This is a genomic window from Streptomyces sp. NBC_00459 (assembly GCF_036013955.1).
In the GTDB taxonomy this organism is placed as follows: Bacteria; Actinomycetota; Actinomycetes; order Streptomycetales; family Streptomycetaceae; genus Streptomyces.
Genome location: NZ_CP107903.1, coordinates 7,375,873 through 7,395,894, shown reverse-complemented (window position 1 = coordinate 7,395,894; position 20,022 = coordinate 7,375,873). Strand labels below are relative to the sequence as shown.

General features: G+C 70.6%; 19 protein-coding genes. 6 read left to right on the top strand and 13 right to left on the bottom strand.

Translation table 11 applies throughout. From position 1 onward, the window contains the following. Positions 1 to 44 precede the first annotated feature (44 nt). The 5 genes from OHN74_RS32730 to OHN74_RS32710 all read right to left on the bottom strand — a co-directional run bounded on the left by OHN74_RS32730 (position 45) and on the right by OHN74_RS32710 (position 5,449). Complete coding sequence (locus tag OHN74_RS32730; RefSeq protein WP_327698160.1) at positions 45 to 728, bottom strand: response regulator; 684 nt, start codon at positions 726 to 728, stop codon at positions 45 to 47. Beyond that, complete coding sequence (locus tag OHN74_RS32725) at positions 725 to 3,346, bottom strand: sensor histidine kinase (RefSeq protein WP_327698159.1); 2,622 nt, start codon at positions 3,344 to 3,346, stop codon at positions 725 to 727. The genes OHN74_RS32730 and OHN74_RS32725 overlap by 4 nt, the downstream gene beginning before the upstream one ends. A 183-nt stretch (positions 3,347 to 3,529) precedes the next feature. Continuing rightward, positions 3,530 to 4,300: a DUF3710 domain-containing protein gene (locus OHN74_RS32720; RefSeq protein ID WP_327698158.1), complete on the bottom strand. Its 771-nt coding sequence runs from the start codon at positions 4,298 to 4,300 to the stop codon at positions 3,530 to 3,532. Position 4,301: 1 nt separating this feature from the next. Next, positions 4,302 to 4,853: a dUTP diphosphatase gene (gene dut / locus OHN74_RS32715; RefSeq protein WP_189147722.1), complete on the bottom strand. Its 552-nt coding sequence runs from the start codon at positions 4,851 to 4,853 to the stop codon at positions 4,302 to 4,304. Positions 4,854 to 4,864: 11 nt separating this feature from the next. Further along, the gene (locus tag OHN74_RS32710) at positions 4,865 to 5,449 is read right to left on the bottom strand and encodes a PaaI family thioesterase (RefSeq protein ID WP_164318455.1); all 585 of its coding nucleotides are present in this window, start codon (positions 5,447 to 5,449) and stop codon (positions 4,865 to 4,867) included. A gap of 58 nt (positions 5,450 to 5,507) precedes the next feature. Here OHN74_RS32710 and OHN74_RS32705 point away from each other — a divergent pair, with 58 nt between their 5' ends. Continuing rightward, positions 5,508 to 5,981 (top strand): DUF3093 domain-containing protein, encoded by a 474-nt coding sequence (locus OHN74_RS32705; protein WP_327698157.1) that lies wholly within the window; start codon positions 5,508 to 5,510, stop codon positions 5,979 to 5,981. Between the two features lie 109 nt (positions 5,982 to 6,090). On the opposite strand, the gene OHN74_RS32700 is transcribed toward OHN74_RS32705, so the two are convergent. From OHN74_RS32700 to OHN74_RS32685, 4 genes are all read right to left on the bottom strand, one after another. Next, positions 6,091 to 7,014 (bottom strand): hypothetical protein, encoded by a 924-nt coding sequence (locus tag OHN74_RS32700; protein WP_327698156.1) that lies wholly within the window; start codon positions 7,012 to 7,014, stop codon positions 6,091 to 6,093. Between the two features lie 13 nt (positions 7,015 to 7,027). After that, on the bottom strand, positions 7,028 to 7,324 hold the full coding sequence (locus OHN74_RS32695; protein ID WP_006380512.1) for a DUF4193 domain-containing protein: 297 nt from the start codon (positions 7,322 to 7,324) through the stop codon (positions 7,028 to 7,030). A 393-nt stretch (positions 7,325 to 7,717) separates the two neighbouring features. Continuing rightward, positions 7,718 to 8,965 (bottom strand): sensor histidine kinase, encoded by a 1,248-nt coding sequence (locus OHN74_RS32690; RefSeq protein ID WP_327698155.1) that lies wholly within the window; start codon positions 8,963 to 8,965, stop codon positions 7,718 to 7,720. A gap of 6 nt (positions 8,966 to 8,971) precedes the next feature. Continuing rightward, positions 8,972 to 9,625: a response regulator transcription factor gene (locus tag OHN74_RS32685; RefSeq protein WP_189147587.1), complete on the bottom strand. Its 654-nt coding sequence runs from the start codon at positions 9,623 to 9,625 to the stop codon at positions 8,972 to 8,974. A 434-nt stretch (positions 9,626 to 10,059) separates the two neighbouring features. Here OHN74_RS32685 and OHN74_RS32680 point away from each other — a divergent pair, with 434 nt between their 5' ends. Continuing rightward, positions 10,060 to 10,233, top strand: a complete 174-nt coding sequence (locus tag OHN74_RS32680; protein ID WP_327698154.1) for a hypothetical protein — start codon at positions 10,060 to 10,062, stop codon at positions 10,231 to 10,233. Between the two features lie 73 nt (positions 10,234 to 10,306). Here OHN74_RS32680 and OHN74_RS32675 read toward each other — a convergent pair whose 3' ends face one another. Both OHN74_RS32675 and OHN74_RS32670 read right to left on the bottom strand, forming a co-directional pair. Next, positions 10,307 to 11,122: an inositol monophosphatase family protein gene (locus tag OHN74_RS32675; RefSeq protein ID WP_327698153.1), complete on the bottom strand. Its 816-nt coding sequence runs from the start codon at positions 11,120 to 11,122 to the stop codon at positions 10,307 to 10,309. Positions 11,123 to 11,130: 8 nt separating this feature from the next. Beyond that, positions 11,131 to 12,258, bottom strand: a complete 1,128-nt coding sequence (locus OHN74_RS32670) for a ferrochelatase (protein ID WP_327698152.1) — start codon at positions 12,256 to 12,258, stop codon at positions 11,131 to 11,133. Positions 12,259 to 12,409: 151 nt separating this feature from the next. Here OHN74_RS32670 and OHN74_RS32665 point away from each other — a divergent pair, with 151 nt between their 5' ends. From OHN74_RS32665 to sepH, 3 genes are all read left to right on the top strand, one after another. Further along, positions 12,410 to 13,648, top strand: a complete 1,239-nt coding sequence (locus OHN74_RS32665; RefSeq protein WP_327698151.1) for an MFS transporter — start codon at positions 12,410 to 12,412, stop codon at positions 13,646 to 13,648. Beyond that, positions 13,608 to 14,927, top strand: coding sequence for a D-arabinono-1,4-lactone oxidase (locus tag OHN74_RS32660; RefSeq protein ID WP_327698150.1), 1,320 nt, complete (start codon positions 13,608 to 13,610; stop codon positions 14,925 to 14,927). Before OHN74_RS32665 ends, OHN74_RS32660 begins: the two co-directional genes overlap by 41 nt. A gap of 406 nt (positions 14,928 to 15,333) precedes the next feature. Further along, positions 15,334 to 16,359, top strand: coding sequence for a septation protein SepH (gene sepH, locus OHN74_RS32655; RefSeq protein WP_327698149.1), 1,026 nt, complete (start codon positions 15,334 to 15,336; stop codon positions 16,357 to 16,359). A gap of 114 nt (positions 16,360 to 16,473) precedes the next feature. Here sepH and OHN74_RS32650 read toward each other — a convergent pair whose 3' ends face one another. Beyond that, on the bottom strand, positions 16,474 to 17,316 hold the full coding sequence (locus OHN74_RS32650; protein WP_327698148.1) for a sulfurtransferase: 843 nt from the start codon (positions 17,314 to 17,316) through the stop codon (positions 16,474 to 16,476). Between the two features lie 380 nt (positions 17,317 to 17,696). Between OHN74_RS32650 and OHN74_RS32645 the strand changes: the two genes are divergently transcribed. Continuing rightward, positions 17,697 to 18,500, top strand: coding sequence for a VOC family protein (locus tag OHN74_RS32645; RefSeq protein ID WP_327698147.1), 804 nt, complete (start codon positions 17,697 to 17,699; stop codon positions 18,498 to 18,500). 19 nt (positions 18,501 to 18,519) lie between these two features. Here the strand turns inward: OHN74_RS32645 and OHN74_RS32640 are convergent, their stop codons facing one another. Further along, on the bottom strand, positions 18,520 to 19,890 hold the full coding sequence (locus tag OHN74_RS32640) for a C40 family peptidase (protein WP_327698146.1): 1,371 nt from the start codon (positions 19,888 to 19,890) through the stop codon (positions 18,520 to 18,522). Positions 19,891 to 20,022 lie beyond the last annotated feature (132 nt).

Here is a 20,022-nt window from a genome sequence, read left to right as displayed (position 1 = left end):
GTACCCCGGGACCATGCCTCCCTGAGGACGGCCCCAGGACGGTCCTACCGCTCGAACCGGTATCCCATCCCGGGTTCGGTGATGAAGTGCTTCGGATGCGAGGGATCCGCCTCCAGCTTGCGCCGCAACTGCGCCATGTAGACGCGCAGATAGTTGGTCTCCGTGCCGTACGACGGCCCCCAGACCTCCTGGAGAAGCTGTCTCTGGCTGACCAGCCGTCCCGTGTTGCGCACGAGCACCTCCAGCAGATGCCACTCCGTGGGGGTCAGCCGTACGTCACGCCCCGCGCGGTGGACCTTTTTCGCCGCCAGGTCGACGGTGAACTCGTCGGTCTCCACCATGACGTCGTCCTCGCCGCTCCCGGTGGGCTCGGCCCGGCGGACGGCGGCCCGCAGCCGGGCCAGCAGTTCGTCCATGCCGAAGGGCTTGGTCACGTAGTCGTCGGCTCCCGCGTCGAGCGCCTCGACCTTCTCGTCGGACGAGTGACGGGCCGACAGCACCAGGATGGGCACCCGTGTCCATCCCCGGAGCCCCTTGATCACCTCGACACCGTCCATGTCGGGCAGTCCCAGGTCGAGCACGACCACGTCGGGATGGCGGGCGGCGGCGAGTTCGAGGGCGGTCGCGCCGTCGGAGGCCGCGTCGACCTCGTACTTGCGTGCCCTGAGGTTGATCACGAGGGCACGCACGATCTGCGGCTCGTCCTCGACCACCAGCACCCGGGTCATGACACCTGCCTTTCCGACTCCGCCGCCGCTGTCCCTGCCACCACTGTCCCTGCCGCCGCTGTCGGCACTTCTGTTCCCGCTTCCGTCGTCCGCGTCCCACCACGCAGCGAGAACCCGTCCCCTGCCCCCGCCGCCCGCACCGTGAGCACCATGCTCAGCCCGCCCCCAGGCGTGTCCTCGGCCCGCAGGGTGCCGCCCATCGCCTCGGCGAACCCCCGGGCCACCGCGAGCCCCAGCCCCACCCCGGCCCCGCGCGGAGCGTCACCGTACCGCTGGAAGGGCTCGAAAATGCGGTCCTTCGCCTCGTCCGGCACGCCCGGCCCCCGGTCCACCACCCGCACCTCCACCCTCTCGGCGATGGCGCTGGCGGCCACCAGCACCGTCTCCCCCGCCGGGCTGTACTTGACGGCGTTCTCGACCAGGTTGGCCACCGACCGCTCAAGGAGCCCGGGGTCGACGGCGACCATCGGCAGCGTCTCGGGAATGTCCAGCTCGACACTGTCCTCGGGTACGCCGCCCAGGGCCATCGGCACCACCTCGTCGAGGTCGATCTCCCTGATCAGCGGGGTGACGGTGCCGGTCTGGAGCCGGGACATGTCCAGCAGATTGCCGACGAGGTGGTCGAGCCGGTCGGCCCCGTCCTCGATGCCGGCCAGCAGTTCCGCCTGGTCCTCCTCGGACCACGCCACGTCGTCCGACCGCAGCGACGAGACCGCCGCCTTGATCCCGGCCAGCGGCGTACGCAAGTCATGGCTGACGGCGGCGAGCAGCGCCGTGCGGATCCGGTTGCCCTCGGCGAGGGTACGAGCCTGGTCGGCCTGGGACTGGAGGCGCCGCCGGTCCAGCACGACGGCCGCCTGGGCGGCGAACGCGGCCAGCACGCGTTGGTCGGAGGCGGGCAGCACCCGGCCGGACAGTGCGAGCGCCATGTGGTCGCCGACCGGCATGTCCACGTCGGCGTCCTCCGGCCGCTCCACCGCCTGCCGGGTGCCGACACTGCCCGCGCAGGTCCAGGGATCGACGTCGGAGGCGCGCTCCAGCAGGGCCACGGACTCCATCCCGAAGGTCTCCCGGACCCGGTCGAGAAGGGCCTCCAGGCTGGTCTCGCCGCGCAGGACGCTGCCCGCGAGGAAGGAGAGGATCTCCGACTCCGCCCGCAGCCGGGCCGCCTGATGCGTGCGCCGGGCGGCCAGGTCCACCACGGACGCCACCGACACGGCGACCCCGAAGAAGATCACGAGGGCGACGATGTTCTTCGGGTCGGCGATGGTCAGCCGGTGGTACGGCGGCGTGTAGAAGTAGTTCAGCAGCATCGAACCGACCGCCGCCGACGCCAGCGCCGGGTAGAGGCCGCCGAGCAGGGCCGCCGCCACCGTGAGCGCCAGGAACAGCAGCATGTCGTTGGCGAGGCCGAGGTCGACGGCGTTCAGCAGCAGCGCGAGGACCACCGGACCGGCCACGCCGACCAGCCAGCCCCACACGATCCGCGCCCGCCCGAGCCGGGCCCCCCGGGCCACGGGCAGCCCGCGTCCCTTGCCCGCCTCGTCGTGGGTGATCAGATGGACGTCGAGGTCGGGCCCCGAGTCCCGGGCCACGGTCGCGCCGACCCCGGGCCCGAAGACGTACTGCCAGGTCTTGCGCCGGGAGACGCCCAGCACGATCTGCGTGGCGTTCACGCCCCGCGCGAAGTCCAGCAGCGCCACCGGGACGTCGTCCCCGACCACATGATGAAACGTTCCGCCAAGATCCTCGACCAGTGTCCGCTGTACGGCCAGCTCCTTCGGCGACGCGTTGGTCAGCCCGTCGCTGCGGGCGACGTAGACGGCCATGACCTCGCCGCCGGCGCCCTTCTCCGCGAGCCGCGCGGCCCGCCGGATCAGCGTGCGGCCCTCGGGTCCGCCGGTCAGTCCGACGACGATCCGCTCGCGCGAGCCCCAGATCCTGGAGACCTGGTGCTCGCTGCGGTACTCGGTCAGGTACTCGTCGACCCGGTCCGCCACCCACAGCAGCGCAAGCTCCCGCAGAGCGGTCAGGTTCCCCGGCCGGAAGTAGTTGGCGAGAGCCGCGTCGACCTTGTCGGACTTGTAGATGTTGCCGTGGGCCATCCGCCGCCGCAGCGCCTGCGGGGACATGTCGACCAGCTCGATCTGATCCGCACGCCGGACCACCTCGTCGGGGACTGTCTCCTGTTGACGTACACCAGTGATCGACTCAACCACATCACCCAACGACTCAAGATGTTGAATGTTGACGGTCGATATCACGTCGATACCCGCGGCCAGCAGCTCCTCCACGTCCTGCCAGCGCTTGGTGTTGCGCGAGCCGGGAATGTTGGTGTGCGGCAGTTCGTCCACCAGGGCGATCTGCGGCCGACGGGCGAGCACGGCGTCCACGTCCATCTCGGTGAACACGGTCCCGCGGTAGGGGAGGTCCCTGCGCGGGATCTGCTCCAGTCCGTGGAGCATCACCTCCGTACGCGGCCGGCCGTGGTGCTCCACGAAGGCCACCACACAGTCCGTCCCGCGCTCGACACGGCGGTGCGCCTCGGACAGCATCGCGTACGTCTTGCCGACGCCCGGTGCCGCACCGAGGTAGATCCGAAGCTTGCCGCGTCCCATGGCCTCATTGTCTTCCCGTGCCTGCCGCTCACGCAGCGTCGACCCTACGTCCAACAATGTCGACAAAAGGGACGAGAAGCAGTCCGGGGCAGGTCTTTGACGCAACCCTGACGCACCGACGAACGGACCACGGGCCGTACTCCCCGGTGAGGAGTACGGCCCGTACCGTGAAAAGCGATGCGGCTAGCGAACCTCGGTGATCTCCGGTCCGCGCTGGAGCTGGCCCATGCCGCCGCCGAAGCGGGAACCCGCCTCCTCCTCGACCTGCTGGACGCCCTCGGGCACCATCTGCGCGTCGTTCGGCAGCTTCAGGACGATCGGGTCGCGGGGCGCCATCGGCCCCTCACCACGGACGACGACCGTGTCCCGGAAGATCTGCTCCAGGAGGCCGGCGGCCTGCGGCTGCACGGCGCCCTGCCCGGAGATGACCCCTCGCAGGAACCACCGCGGGCCGTCCACACCGACGAACCGCACGACCTGGAAACCGCCCGTGCCGTCCGGCAGCTGCACCGGTACCTGCGCCCGCAGCTCCCAGCCCAGCGGCCCCTCGACCTCGTCGACGATGCCACCCTGCTGGGTGATGCCGCTGGCGATCTCCTCGCGTACCTCGCCCCAGATGCCCTCGCGCTTGGGCGCGGCGAAGGCCTGGAGCTGCACGGCACTGTCGCGCAGCACGACGGTCGCCGCGACGATCGCGTCGCCCGCGACCTCGACCCGCAGCTCCATGCCGTCGACCCCGGGCACGAACAGTCCGCCCAGGTCCACCCGGCCCTCGCCGGGCTCGCGCACCTCGGTGTCGTCCCAGGGCCCGTCGGGACGCGGTTCCGGCTCCAGCCGGACGCGCGCACGGCCGCCCGATGCTTCGTCCGCCTCGGTATCGACGCTGTCGACGACCTGCTCGGCCTCGCCGGCCGCGTCCTCGGCGGCACCCTTCTTCTTGCGACGTCCGAACACGTCACTGTCCTTCCCGGTCGGCTACGACCGAAGCGTATCGATTCCCACCCGTTGTGCCGCCTACTGCGGCCTGACCGCTGTGACCGCTCGCACCGCCCACCGAGGCGTGACCGCCGGTGGACCCGAAGCCCCCCTCGGCCCGCGCCGAGCCGGGAAGTTCCGCGACCTCCCGGAAGCGGACCTTCTCGACCTGCTGGACGACCAGTTGGGCAATCCTGTCGAAGCGCTCGAATCGCACTGGTTCGTGCGGGTCGAGATTCACCACGATCACCTTGATCTCCCCACGGTACCCGGCATCAACCGTCCCCGGGGCATTCACCAGAGCGACACCGCACCGGGCCGCGAGGCCCGAACGAGGGTGCACGAAGGCCGCGTACCCGTCCGGGAGGGCGACAGACACCCCGGTGGGGAGAACAGCCCGTTCGCCGGGCGCCAGTTCGCATCCCTCCGTGGTCCGCAGGTCGGCTCCGGCGTCGCCCGGCTGCGCGTACGCCGGAAGCGGTACGTCCGGATCGACGCGGCGGATGAGTACGTCCAGCGGCTCACGGCCCATGGGTGCGGGGCTCACGGGTTCACCTCGAATGCGCGGGCGCGCCGGACCTGGTCCGGGTCGCTCATGGCGGCCTGGATCTCCTCCGGGCGGCCGTTGTCGATGAAGTGCTCGACCTTGACCTCGATGAAGAGGGCCTCGGCGCGCACCGCGACGGGCCCGTCGGGGCCACCGATGCGTCCGGTGGCGGTCGAGTAGATCTTGCGCCGGGCCACCGCCGTGACCTCGGCCTCCAGATACAGCAGGGTGCCGACGGGCACGGGCCGGACGAACTCGGTCTCCAGCCGTCCGGTCACGGCGATGGTGCGCAGCAGCCAGTTCAGCGAGCCGAGCGTCTCGTCCAGCGCGCTGGCGAGCACACCGCCGTGCGCGAGGCCGGGAGCGCCCTGGTGGGCCTCCCGCACGGTGAACTCGGCGGTGACGGTGACACCGTCTCCGGCCCGGGCGGCGAGGTGCAGTCCATGGGCCTGCTCGCCGCCGCATCCGAAACACTGTTCGTAGTGGGCACCGAGGAGCTCGCCGGGCGCGGGCGCGTCGGGGTGCCGCACGGGCGCCACGGCGTCGGCAGGGGGCTTCAGAGCTGCGGAAGTACCACTCACAGCCGCAGACCTTACCCGCGAGTCGGCCGTCGACCGACACCATGCCAAGCTTGGTTCCATGCAGCTTTCCGCCTCCCCGTACGAAGAACGCCTCACGGCCCCCCGCTCCTGGTGGCTGATCTCGTTCCTGGTCGGCGTCTCCTTCGCCCTGATCCTGCTCCCGTTCGGCACACTTCCCCTGCTCGGCGGCCTGGTGGGCGGCACCGCGGTGGCCGCGGTGGCGGCGAGTTCCTACGGATCGATCCGGATCCGGATCGTCGGGGACGCGTTGATCGCGGGCGAGGCGAAGATCCCGGTGACGGCCCTGGGCGAGGCGGAGATCCTGGACGCGGAGGAGGCGCGCGCCTGGCGCACCTACAAGGCGGACACCCGGGCCTTCATGCTTCTGCGCTCCTACATCCCCACGGCGCTGCGCGTTCAGGTCACGGACCCCAAGGACCCCACCCCGTACCTGTACCTGTCGACGCGGGAGCCCGAACAGCTGGTGGCGGCACTGGAGTCGGCGCGGGCGGCTGCGCACGACGCGGGCTGAACCCGCCGGTGCGGCGGCTCGGCGCGCGTAGGCAAATTCTTCCTCGGCGGCGGGCAAAGACCTGCCCGCCGCACCTGATGTCCAGGGGCGCGTGCGCCCTTCAGGGCTCTTACGTCCCGAGTTCCTTCGGCCCGTCCCCGAGGCTGAGCGCGTCCGTGAGCGGCTCCAGCGGGGGCAGTTCCGGGAGCTGGTCCCAGGGGACCTGGAACTTGCGCAGGTCCTTGCGGATGCGGTCCGCGAGCTTTCTGGTGTCGCGCCGGTTCATGACCGCGCCGACGGCGGCGCCCACCATGAACGGCATCAGGTTGGGCAGGTCCCGGATCGTCCGCTTCATGATCTGCTGGCGCAGTTCGCGCTTCATCTGACCGCCGAGGGCCGAGTTGATCGTCGACGGCTTCGTCACGTCGATCCCGCGCTCACCCGACCACGAGTTGAGGTACGCGGTGCTGCGCTGTTTCAGGCTGCCGGGCGGGCGTACGCCGTAGACCTCGTGCAGCTCGGCGATCATCTTCAGCTCGATCGCGGCCACGCCTGTGATCTCGGCGGCCAGCTCGGTCGGCATGGCCGGTGGCACCGGCAGCATCGCCGCCGCCCCGATGCCCGCGCCGACGGTCGCCGTGGCGCTCGCGGCGCCCGCGACGAGCTTGTCCGCGAGCTGCTCGGGACCGAGACCCGGGAACTGTCGGCGGAGGGTGGCGAGGTCGCGTACGGGGATACGCGGGGCGTTCTCGATGATCCGGTCGGTGAGGTACGCCAGGCCTGCCCTCGCGCGGCTGCCGCCCTTGCGGACGCCTTCCCTTGCCTTCTCCCGGATCGTGGCCGCCCGTCGCCCGGCGACGGGTGCGGAAGGCTCGGCCGGCACCGGGAGGTCATCCCCGTGGTCGGCCGGCCTGGCGGCCGGTTCGAGCGAGGCCGATCCTGTATCGGATGAGCCCCGCTCGTCGTCACGCACACCGTGAGGGCCGTCGTGCGGCCCCTGGTCCGCTCCCCGCGTGGGGAAGCGGCGCTTCCAAGGAGGGGTCGAGCCAGTCACGGCCGACCCGTCCTCAGTCGCAGTCGCGGCAGATCGGCTGACCGTTCTTCTCGCGGGCCAGCTGACTGCGGTGGTGCACCAGGAAGCAGGTCATGCAGGTGAACTCGTCCTGCTGCTTGGGCAGCACCCGGACGGCCAACTCCTCGTTCGAGAGGTCCGCTCCGGGCAGTTCGAGGCCTTCGGCGGCCTCGAACTCGTCGACGTCGACGGAGGAAGTCGACTTGTCGTTCCTCCGGGCCTTCAGTTCTTCAAGGCTGTCCGAGTCGACGTCGTCGTCGGTCTTGCGTGGGGTGTCGTAATCCGTTGCCATGTCGCGCTCTCCCCCTCTGGGTGTCTGCGGTGTCTCAGCGCAGGTAACGCGTGAGAGGCCGGACTTGTGCCCGACCTGAGGCGGAGATTTTGCCTCACATCAAGGTCTGTTACTCGATCGACACCCAACCGACCCCCTTGAGAGAGATCGGCATGGATGGCGATCGGGACCGTACACGGTCCGAATGCCACACTTCAAAGGCCCCCACCGTGTACTTCCCGTGATCAAGACCCTCGAAAACCCGGATCTACCGGGCCTTACGACGACTTGCACAATCACGGAGAGTGGATGGCCGTAAATTCGCCCTTGTGATCGATCACACACGAGGTCGCCGGGAGGGTACCCCGGAAATTCCGCGCAAAGCGAACATCCTCGCGTGTCGGCGACATGATCTCAGATCGGCAGGGCCACTCGCATCACGAGTCCACCTCCCTCACGCGGCACGGCCGAGATGTGGCCTCCGTGGGCGCGCGCCACAGAGCGCGCGATCGACAGTCCGAGGCCCACACCCTTGTCGCTGCCCGTACGCTCCGTACGCAGCCGCCTGAAGGGCTCGAAGAGGTTGTCCACCTCGTACGCCGGGACCACAGGCCCCGTGTTCGAGACGACCAGCACCGCCTGGCCGTGCTGGACCGCCGTGGTCACCTCGACCCAGCCGTCCTCCGGCACGTTGTACCGCACGGCGTTCTGTACGAGGTTCAGCGCGATCCGCTCCAGCAGTACGCCGTTGCCCTGGACGACCGCGGGATCGCGCTTCCCGCGCAACTCGACGCCCTTGGCCTCGGCCTCGGCATGCGTCTGGTCGACGGCCTGCTCGGCGACCTCGGCGAGGTCGACCGGTTTGCGCTCGATGATCTGGTTGTCGCTGCGGGCGAGCAGCAGCAGCCCCTCGACAAGCTGCTCACTGCGCTCGTTGGTGGCCAGCAGTGTCTTGCCGAGTTGTTGGAGCTCCGGCGGCGCCCCCGGGTCGGACAGGTGCACCTCCAGGAGCGTGCGGTTGATCGCCAGCGGCGTCCTGAGCTCGTGCGAGGCGTTGCCGACGAACCTCTGCTGGGCGGTGAAGGCCCGCTGGAGACGCTCAAGCATGTCGTCGAGGGTGTCCGCCAGCTCCTTCAGCTCGTCGTCGGGGCCGTCCAGCTCGATCCGGCGGGACAGGTCCGAGCCGGCCACCGCGCGGGCGGTTCGGGTGATCCGGCCGAGCGGGGTCAGGACCCGGCCGGCCATGGCGTAGCCGAAGGCGAAGGCGATCACCGCGAGACCCAGCAGTGTGAGCAGTGAACGGCTGAGCAGGCCGTCCAGGGCGTGCTGGCGCAGGGCGTCGTAGCACGCCTTGAGCGCGGCGCTGCGCTCCTGGTCGTTGGTCGCGACGTTCAGCGCCGGACAGGTGTCACTGGTGATGCTGACGCCACTGCCGTTGATCTGGAAGGACTGGCTGCCGCTGCCCTCACGGATGGCCTGGGCGGCCAGTAGGTAGATGATCGACAGCAGCAGGATGCCCGCGATCAGGAACATGCCGCCGTACAGCAGCGTGAGGCGTATGCGGATGGTCGGGCGCAGCCAGGGCAGTGGCAGCTGCTGCGGCTTCCTCGGGTCCCAGGTGGGCTTCGGAGGTGCCTGCTGAGGCACGGGTGTCGTGGCCATCGGAGATCAGATCCGGTAGCCGGAACCCGGCACGGTGACGATCACAGGCGGCTCGCCCAGCTTGCGGCGCAGGGTCATCACGGTCACACGGACGACGTTGGTGAACGGGTCGGTGTTCTCGTCCCAGGCCTTCTCCAGGAGCTGCTCGGCCGAGACGACAGCGCCCTCGCTGCGCAGCAGCACCTCCAGGACGGCGAACTCCTTGGGCGCGAGCTGGACTTCCTTGCCTTCGCGGAAGACCTCTCGGCGGTTCGGGTCGAGCTTGATCCCGGCGCGCTCCAGGACGGGCGGCAGCGGCAGGCTCGTACGCCGGCCGAGGGCACGCACGCGTGCCGTCAGCTCGCTGAAGGCGAAGGGCTTGGGGAGGTAGTCGTCGGCGCCGATCTCCAGTCCCTCGACCCGGTCGCTGACGTCTCCGGAAGCCGTGAGCATCAGCACGCGCGTGGGCATGCCGAGTTCGACGATCTTGCGGCAGACGTCGTCGCCGTGGACCAGCGGGAGGTCCCGGTCGAGGACGACCACGTCGTAGTCGTTGACGCCGATGCGTTCCAGGGCCGCCGCGCCGTCGTACACGACGTCGACGGCCATGGCCTCCCGGCGCAGTCCGGTGGCCACCGCATCGGCGAGCAGTTGCTCGTCCTCGACGACGAGTACGCGCACGTCGTTTGTCCTTCCTCGGGGTCGCCCGCGGGCCGGGAAGGCACGTTGGCGGAAACTTTTCCTGCGGTCAGGCCTCCATCCTGCCGCTTTCGCCCGTAAACCGGTTGTAAGAGGCCCACGGACGATCACTGCATGGAAGTTTCCCGGCCGAGCCGGGCCGCTTCTGCCGACAGCGGGGGGAAGAAATCTTGAGGGGCCGAGGTTTCCTCCGCAGGGAGCGGGGGGAGGACGGCTTTACACCCCGCGATCACGCTCTGCGTGTGCCATGACACCTAGTGGCACAACGAACCGCTTTCCGCGGAGCGGGCGTGGGTGTCCGGCACCGTGGCCGCCCGGCAGGGCAACGCCGGGCATCCAGTTGGAGACGTGATCGCCCCTTCCGAACGGCACACCCCCGTGCCATCGACCCACGACCCAGGACGAGGGGGCGCAGCATGGACGCATTCACCGCAGGACTTCTGCAGCGCATAAGGGCAACCGAGACCGACCTGACACGGGCTCGCGACGAGGGCGACGACTTCCTCGTCGAGGTGGAAGAGGCCGACCTCGACGAACTTCGCCGCCTCGCCGCCGAACACGGCGTGGAGGTCGGCGCGCCCAGCGTCTGATTCAGTCCGTAGGAGAGAAAAAGAGGAGCCCCGGCATCGATCCAGTGCCGGGGCTCACCTCTTGTGCCGTTGGTCAGTCGTGCCAGGCTCCGAAGTCCTCCAGGAGCCGCTGGAGGGGTTCGAAGACGCCCGGGGTGCCCGCGACCGTCAGATCGCGTGACGGGCGCTCTCCGGGGCGTCCACCGGTCAGCGCGCCCGCCTCTCGGGCGATCAGGTCGCCTGCGGCAACGTCCCAGGCGTTGAGACCGCGCTCGTAGTAGCCGTCCAGCCGACCCGCCGCCACGTCGCACAGGTCGACCGCCGCCGAACCGCCGCGCCGGATGTCGCGCAGCAGCGGGATCAGTCGCCGGGCCACCTCGGCCTGGTGGGCCTTGACCTCGGCGACGTAGTTGAAGCCCGTCGACACCAGGGCCTGGTCCAGGGGCGGGGCCGGGCGGACAGCGAGTCTGCGCTCACCCTCCCAGGCACCCGTGGCCCATGCTCCCCCGCCGAGCACCGCGTGGAACGTCTCGCCGCGCATCGGCGCCGCGACCACCCCGACGATCCGCTCGCCGTCCCGCTCGGCCGCGATGGAGACCGACCAGGTAGGCAGTCCGTAGAGGTAGTTGACCGTGCCGTCGAGCGGGTCGATGACCCAGCGGATGCCGGTGCCGCCCTCTCTGGAGGCACCCTCCTCGCCGAGGAAACCGTCGTCCGGGCGGTGGCCGGAGATCACGTCGGTGATCAGCTTCTCCGCCGCGATGTCCATCTCCGTGACGACGTCGATGGGGCTGGACTTGGTGGCGGCGACCGCGAGATCGGCCGGCCGTCCGTCCCTGAGCAGCTCTCCCGCACGGCGGGCCGCCTCCTGGGCGAGCCGGAGCAGTTCGGGCAGCAGGGGGTCGCTCACAGGGGTCCTCACGCGTACGGGCTGTCGGCGCCCGCGGCGGCGGGCCTGGGGGCACGGGACGGGCAGCAGCCCACGGGGCAGAGGTTCCGGGTCGCGCCGAGCGCGCCCAGGGCGCACGGCGTGATGTCCTGGCCGCTCTCGGTGGCGGCGCGCTCCAGAACGAGTTCGCGGATCGCGGCGGCGAAGCGCGGGTCGGCACCCACGGTCGCGGAGCGGCGCATGGGCAGGCCCAGTTCCGCCGCCTTGTCCTTGGCCTCCGTGTCGAGGTCGTACAGGACCTCCATGTGGTCCGACACGAACCCGATCGGCGCGATCACGACGGCCGGGACACCGGCGTCGTGGCGCTCCTCCAGGTGGTCGCAGATGTCGGGCTCCAGCCACGGGATGTGCGGGGCTCCTGAACGCGACTGGTAGACGAGTTGCCAGGGGTGGTCGACGCCGGTCCGCTCGCGCACCGCGTCCGCGATCAGCTGAGCGGTGTCCAGGTGCTGCTTCACGTACGCCCCGCCGTCCCCGTGGTCCTCCACCGGCCCGGAGGTGTCGGCGGACGCGGTCGGGATGGAGTGGGTCGAGAAGGCGAGGTGCGCGCCCGCCCTGACGTCCTCGGGGAGCTCGGCGAGGGAGGTGAGCACGCCCTCGATCATCGGCTCCAGGAAGCCCGGGTGGTTGAAGTAGTGCCGCAGCTTGTCGACTTCCGGCAGGTCGAGCCCCTCGGCCTCCAGTGCGGCCAGGGAGTCCGCGAGGTTCTCGCGGTACTGGCGGCAGCCCGAGTACGAGGCGTACGCGCTGGTGGCGAGGACGAGGATGCGGCGTCTGCCGTCCCGGACCATCTCGCGCAGGGTGTCGGTCAGATACGGGGCCCAGTTGCGGTTTCCCCAGTAGACCGGCAGGTCCAGACCGTGGTCCGCGAAGTCCTTGCGCAGGGCGTCCAGGAGGGCGCGGTTCTGGTCGTTGATCGGGCTGACCCCGCCGAACAGGAAGTAGTGCTGTCCGACTTCCTTGAGGCGTTCCTTGGGGATGCCCCGCCCGCGCGTCACGTTCTCCAGGAACGGAACCACGTCGTCCGGGCCCTCGGGGCCGCCGAAGGAGAGCAGGAGCAGGGCGTCGTAGGGGGTGGCGTCGAGCGCATCTGGCATGGCTCCGATCCTGCCACCCCCCTCTGACGGACGAGATCCCGGCCCGTCCCCGAGAGTGCGTTGGGTTCACCTGACTCGTAAGCTGTAACAGCTCCCTTCACGCCTTACCCACGCATTCGCCACCCTCTTACCGGATCGACCGGAGACTCCCGTGCCCAGCCCCTACCGCGCCCTGTTCGCCGCCCCCGGCTCCGGGCGCTTCACCGCCGCGGGGTTCCTCGGCCGGATGCCGCTGTCGATGATGGGCATCGGCGTGGTCACGATGGTCTCCCAGCTCACCGGCCGTTACGGCCTCGCGGGCGCGCTCTCGGCGACCATCGCCCTGGCGGCCGCGGTGGCGGGCCCCCAGGTCTCACGCCTGGTCGACCGGTACGGGCAGCGCCGTGTCCTGCGTCCCGCGACGCTCGCCGCCCTGTCGGCCTCGGCCGGGCTGTTGCTCGCCGCGCACTTCGGGTGGCCGGACTGGGTGCTGTTCGTGTGCAGCGCCGGCATCGGCTGCGTACCGAGCGTCGGCGCGATGACCCGGGCGCGCTGGGCGGCCGTCTACCGGAACACCCCGCAACTGCACACCGCGTACTCCTTCGAGTCCGTGGTGGACGAGGTCTGCTTCATCTTCGGGCCGATCCTCTCGATCGGACTGTCGACGGTGTGGTTCCCGGAGGCGGGACCGCTGCTCGCGGCCTGTTTCCTGGCGGTCGGCGTCTTCTGGCTGACGTCCCAGCGCGACACCGAGCCGAAGCCGCATCCGCTCTCGCAGCACAGGGGCGGCTCGGCACTGCGCTCCCCCGGCCTCCAGGTTCTCGTGGTCACCTTCGCGGCGACCGGGGCGATCTTCGGGGCCGTCGACGTGGTCACCGTCGCCTTCGCCGAGGAACGGGGTCACAAGGGTGCCGCGAGCGTCGTACTGGCCCTGTACGCGGCGGGCTCCTGCGCGGCAGGAGCCGTGTTCGGGTTGCTGCACCTGCCGGGAGCCCCGGAACGGCGGTGGTTGCTGGGCGTATGTGCGACGGCCGTGAGTATGATCCCCCTCCTACTGGTCGGAAACTTGCCGTCTCTGGCCGTGGCGCTGTTCGTTGCGGGTCTGTCCATCGCTCCGACGATGATCACGACGATGTCCCTCATCGAACAGCACGTACCACGCGCGCAACTGACCGAGGGCATGACCTGGGTGAGCACCGGGCTCGCGGTCGGGGTCGCGCTCGGCTCCTCCGTGTCCGGCTGGGTGATCGACGCCGCCGGTGCGAGCGCTGGGTACGGGGTTCCGGTGGCGTCCGGGGCCGTCGCGGTCGCGGTCGGTTTCCTCGGGTATCGCCGGCTGAACAGGCCGGCTCCGTGTCGGGGAGGCACCGTTGAACAGCACAGTGAGCGGCAAGAGCGGCACGTGGCGTAACTGGGCGGGCAACGTCACCGCCCGGCCCGCCCGGGAGGTCACGCCCGCTTCCGTGGAGGAACTGTCCGCCGCCGTGCGACAGGCGGCCGCGGACGGCCTGAAGGTGAAGGCCGTGGGCACCGGACACTCCTTCACGGCGACCGCCGCCACAGACGGGGTGTTGATCCGCCCTCAACTGTTGACCGGCATCCGCAATATTGACCGCGAGAACCTGACGGTCACGGTCGAGGCGGGCACTCCGCTCAAGAGACTCAACATGGCCCTCGCCCGCGAGGGTCTGTCGCTCACGAACATGGGCGACATCATGGAGCAGACGGTCTCCGGCGCCACCAGCACCGGCACGCACGGCACAGGCCGCGAGTCCGGCTCGATAGCCGCCCAGATCAAGGGACTTGAGCTGGTGACCGCGGACGGTTCCCTGCTCGTCTGCTCCGAGAAGGAGAACCCGGAGGTCTTCGCCGCCGCCCGGGTCGGCATCGGCGCCCTGGGGATCATCACCGCGATCACGTTCGCCGTGGAGCCCCTCTTTCTGCTCACCGCCCGCGAGGAGCCGATGACCTTCGACAAGGTCACCGCCGCCTTCGACGAACTCTGGGCCGAGAACGAGCACTTCGAGTTCTACTGGTTCCCGCACACCGGCAACACCAACACCAAGCGCAACAACCGCAGCGCCGGCCCCGAGAAGCCGGTCAGCCGGATCAGCGGCTGGATCGAGGACGAGTTCCTCTCCAACGGCGTCTTCCAGGCGGCCCAGTTGGTCGGCCGCACGGTGCCCGCCACGATCCCGGCGATCGCCCAGATCTCCAGCAAGGCCCTGTCCGCGCGGACCTATACCGACATCCCGTACAAGGTCTACACGTCACCGCGCCGGGTGCGCTTCGTGGAGATGGAGTACGCCGTTCCGCGCGAGGCCCTGGTGGCGACGCTGCGCGAACTCAAGGCGATGGTCGACCGGTCGGGCATGCGGATCAGCTTCCCCGTGGAGGTGCGCACGGCCCCCGCGGACGACATCGCCCTCTCCACCGCCTCGGGCCGCGACAGTGCCTACGTCGCCGTCCACATGTTCCGCGGGACGCCCTACCAGGCGTACTTCACCGCCGCCGAGCGCATCTTCACGGCGCACGAGGGACGGCCGCACTGGGGCAAGGTGCACACCCGGGACGCCGAGTACTTCGCCGGGGTCTACCCGCGCTTCGGGGAGTTCACCGCACTGCGGGACCGACTCGACCCTGAACGCCTGTTCCAGAACGACTACTTGCGACGGGTTCTCGGCGCGTAGCGAAGCAATTGGTTCCGTTTCCGATGTTTACGTGAACTGTGCTGCGCCCGAGGTCACGGAACCGGCGGGAGAACGGCCAACTCGCACTCCCCGGCAGGAATTGGGTGGCGTGCCAATCCACGCACGTGGCCCAAATGGAGTACTGTTGCGAGCCCTGGGTCCGGTCTCCCGCCTGGGCGTCCGGGGCCTTCCAGGATCGCCAAGAGGGGGCTCGTTGCACAGGGTGACGGAGTTTGTCACTTAGCGTTGCGAATAGATAACCGTGGCATAACGGCGATCGCGGGCACCCGCCCGACACGCCGGGCAACTCGGCAAGGTTGTGGCAGGCTGCACCCGGGCAGGCCACACTCGACTAGCGGAAGCAGCGACGCACGTGACGTCGGCAGGCACCACCCGGGAGGTCCCCATGCCCGAACTGCGTGTCGTGGCCGTCTCTAACGACGGCACACGGCTGGTGCTGAAGGCTGCGGACAGCACGGAGTACACGCTTCCGATCGATGAGCGTCTGCGCGCCGCCGTACGCGGCGACCGTCCCCGCCTCGGCCAGATCGAGATCGAGGTGGAGAGTCATCTCCGCCCCCGCGACATCCAGGCACGCATACGTGCCGGCGCGTCCGCGGAAGAGGTGGCGCAGCTCGCCGGGATTCCGGTCGACCGCGTACGCCGCTTCGAGGGGCCCGTGCTGGCCGAACGAGCCTTCATGGCCGAGCGGGCCCGGAAGACTCCGGTCCGTCGGCCCGGTGAGAACGCCGGTCCACAGCTCGGCGAGGCCGTGCAGGAGCGGCTGACGATCCGTGGCGCCGACAAGGAGACCGTCCAGTGGGACTCCTGGCGCCGCGACGACGGCACCTGGGAAGTCCTCCTGGTCTACCTGGTCGCCGGTGAACCGCACTCGGCCAGCTGGACGTACGACCCGCCCCGGCGGCTCGTCCAGGCCGTCGACGATGAAGCCCGTTCGCTGATCGGCGAGTCGGACGACCTCGCGGCGCCCGAGCCCAGTTTCCCGTTCGTACCGCGCATCGCCCGGCTGCCGCGCGACCGCCCGCTGGACCGTCCGGTCCTGCCCACGCCGTCGTCCGAGCTCACCGAGGAGGGCGTGACCGCGAGCGAGCGTGACTCGCTGACGAGCCTCCTGGAAGCGGTACCGAGTTTCCGCGGCGACATGGTCGTGCCGGAACGACCCTCCTCCACGGATACCACGGAGGAGCCGGTACCAGAGCCCGAGTTGGAGGAGCCCCCGGCCCCTGCGGCCTCGGCCGGTTCCGCGTACGCGGACGTGCTCATGCCCCGCTCTGTCGGCGCCCATCGCGACCGCCTGGTCGGCGCCACCGACCGCCAGGCCGAGGCGGACGGCGTCCGTCCCGGCCGCAGAGCGGCGGTACCGAGTTGGGACGAGATCGTGTTCGGCACCCGCCGGAAGAACAAGGAGTAGTCGCCCGTACGGGCTATTCGTACGACTGTGGGGCCGCGTCCGTCGGATGCGGCCCCACAGTCGGTCACGCCCCCCATTCGGCCGAACGCTGCAACCGTCGGCCGAACTGCTGCGCTACTGCGGGTCGGGCCCCACGGCCACGGGCCGCGCCGGATCGCCGGACCAATGCGACCAGGAGCCGACGTACAACGCGGCCGGAATGCCCGCGACCGCCAGCGCCAGGACCTCGTGGGCGCCCGAGACACCCGATCCGCAGTACACGCCCACCGCGGTGGCGTCCGCCGCGCCCAGGGTCTTGAAACGGGCCGCCAGCTCGTCCGCGGGAAGGAAGCGGCCGTCCGCCCCCACGTTCTCGTTCGTGGGCGCCGAGACCGCGCCCGGGATGTGTCCGCCGACCCGGTCGATGGGCTCGACCTCGCCCCGGTAGCGCTCCCCCGCGCGCGCGTCGAGCAGCAGCCCGGAGCGGGCCAGCGCGGCGGCGCCGTCGGCGTCGAGCAGCCCCACCGCTCCCGGCACCGGCGTGAAGTCGCCCGCGGCGGGCGCCGGCACGTCCGTGTCGAGCGCCCCCTCCCAGGACGGCAACCCGCCGTCCAGGACCCGCACGTCCGGGTGACCCGTCCAGCGCAGCAGCCACCATGCGCGGGCCGCCGCCCAGCCCTGTCCGCCGTCGTACACGACGACCGGGACTCCGGACGAGACGCCCGCGCGGCGCATGACCGCGCCGAACGCCTCCGGATCGGGCAGCGGATGCCGGCCGGCCGGTCCGGCCGCCGAGGCGAGCTCCCGGTCCAGGTCGACGAAGACCGCACCGGGCAGGTGCCCGTCGGCGTACTCGGCGCGCCCGTCGAAGGGCCCCGCGGTGGGCATGCTCAGCTGCCAGCGGATGTCGAGCAGGACCGGCGGGTTGGAACCGGCCAGCTCGTTCACGAGCTCGGGTGCGGAGATGATGGCGTTCATGGCTCCATCCTTACGCACGGGGTGGCCGCAGCGGTCAGGTCGGGCTACTCTCCCGCCGGACAGGTTCGATCACACGGCGTACGGGATCGAGCACATGCTGTACGACCGATGTACACCTTGCGGCAATTGAGCGGAAACAGGCAGGAAACGCCGATTCGGGCACCCTCAGGACGAGGACGTGCGGTATCGGCGCGGCCCGGGCGCGCGGTACCGCGGGTGGTGCGAGCATCGGCACGGAGCGTGCGGGTACGCGGGCACGCAGTACGGCACGACCGACATAGGCGACGGAGCGCGCCGTATGACGGTGTGCGGCAGGTCCGCCGACGCGGCGGACAGCGGAAGTGACACGGCCACCGCGAGGGGTCGAGGAGAGAGTGACGATGACCGAGGCACGGGAGTCGGCCGACCGGAACAGCGAAGCGCCGGCCCGGCACGCGCCCGGCACACCCTGCTGGGTGAGTCTGATGGTGCACGGCATGACGGCGACCCAGGACTTCTACGGGGAGTTGTTCGGCTGGGAGTTCGAGCTGGGCCCGCAGCAGCTCGGCTGGTACGTACGGGCCCTGCTCGACGGCCAGGAGGTGGCCGGCATCGGCCAGCTGCCGCCGGACCGCCACCTTCCCGTCGCCTGGACGCCGTACCTCGCATCGGACGATGTGGATCTCACGGCGGAGATGGTCCGGCACTCGGGCGGCACCGTGGGCGTGGGCCCCCTGGACGCTGCCGAGGCGGGCCGGCTGGCGATCGCCTCCGACCCGATGGGTGCGGTGTTCGGCATCTGGCAGACCGCCGCCCATCTGGGCACGGGCATCACCGGCGTCCCCGGCACTCCCGCCTGGAACGAGCTGGTCACGCGTGACTCGTCGAGCGTGGCCAAGTTCTACAAGACCGTCTTCGGCTACGAGGGAGAGCCCGTGGTGTCGGCGGACCTCGACTACGTCACCCTGCACGTCGAGGGCCGCCCGGTCGCCGGCATCCACGGCGTGGGCAACCTCCTGCCCCGCGACCGGGGCCCGCACTGGATGACGTACTTCGAGGTCGCCGACACGGATACGGCGGCCACCCGCCTGGTGGACCTGGGCGGCCATGTCGTCGAGCCCCCGCACGACGGCGCACACGGCCGCGTGGCGACGGTGACGGACCCGGAGGGGGCGATGTTCTCGCTGATCCAGGGGGCACGCTGACGGCCCCCTGGAAGGGCGCCTACGCGGGCCGCAGGACGCTGTGGATCGCCGCCTCGCCGGCCGCGAAGATCGAGTCGTCGCGCACCCGCGCACCCGGACTCGGTGCGTGCATCATCATGCCGTCGCCGACGAAGATGCCCACGTGACCGACCTGACCCGCTTCGCCGTGGAAGAAGACGAGGTCACCGGGCCGGACATCGGCGATGTTGATCGCCATGCCGGCGCTCGCCTGCTCGTGCACGGAACGCGGGAGCGCGACCCCGGCGGCCTTCCACGCGGCTTGGATGAGACCGGAGTTGTCGTACGACCCCGGCCCGACCGCGCCCCAGACGCACGGTCTGCCGATCTGCGCACGGGCGAAGGCGACCGCCTTCGCCGCCTTCGCGCCGGGCTCCAGGCCCAACGCGAGGCCGTTGCCGATACTCGCGCCGGTCCCGGGGCCCGGAAATGACTCGGTGCCGAGGTAGTAGGTCCCCGTGGCGTAGGACGTCTGCGTGCCGTGCGGCGGCGTCTGGGTGCCGTAGTACGTCTGGGTACCGTGCGCCGGCGTGTGCGTTCCGTAGGGCGTGTCCGTCGCGGGGAACGGGTCGGCGACCGGGAACGGTTCGGTGACGAGGGGGAGCTCGGTGACGAGGGCGTAGTCCCCGTCGCGGAGCGTGCCCGCGTAGAGGGGCGTGCCGGCGTCGAGGAACGCGTCCGCGCTCAGGCCGACCGGCTGGGGCAGTTGCCACTCCTCGGCGGGCTGGGGGCGAGGCTGTTCGACGCGGTTGGGGAGGCGCCAGGCGTCCTCGACGGGCAGGGAACCGGCCACCGGGAGCGGAGCGGCGCCCTGGGCGGGCGACGGGAACCAGCTGGGCTCGGCCGAAAGCGAGTCCAGGCCGCCCGGAGCTTCCCGGCGCGGTGCGGGCACGGCCGACAGCGCGGCCATGGGTGCGGCGGGAAGTTCGGCGACCGGTGCGGGCGGCAGCTCGGCCATGGGCCCGGGCGGAAGAGCGGCGGTCGGCCCGGCGGGCAGCGCGGCGACAGGTCCGGCGGACAACTCCGCCACGGGAAGGGCGGTCAGTTCGACGTTCGGTCCTGCCGGTCGGGCGGGCCGTTCCTCTGCCGCGCGGGCCGGCCTCCTGTCGGGCGGCAGCACTGCCGGCACGGTCGGGCCCAACTGGGAGCGGCCCACGTCGAACCACGGTCGGGCGACCTCGTCGAGGGCGGGATCGGAGCGCCTGCGCGCGGCCTCCGGCGCGGGGTTGACGCGCCTGCGAATGCCCAGCTTCATCGCGCGGGTGGCGTTGAAGGTCCCGGTGAAGCTCTCGGCCTGGTCGTAGAGGCTGTTGATCCGTTGCTGGACCTCCTCACGGCTCGGCCCATCATCTCGGGTTCGTTCCGGCGCCATGCGGGACGAGCTCCTTCCGTGGTACGTCCCCCCAGCCAACTGTCAGGTGCGGACAGCAGGTTTAGGAAGGTGTTCGGAGGTCAACTTAGCCAACTTGTGTGCTTCAGGTGAAGGTTGAAGCGCGAAATGCCC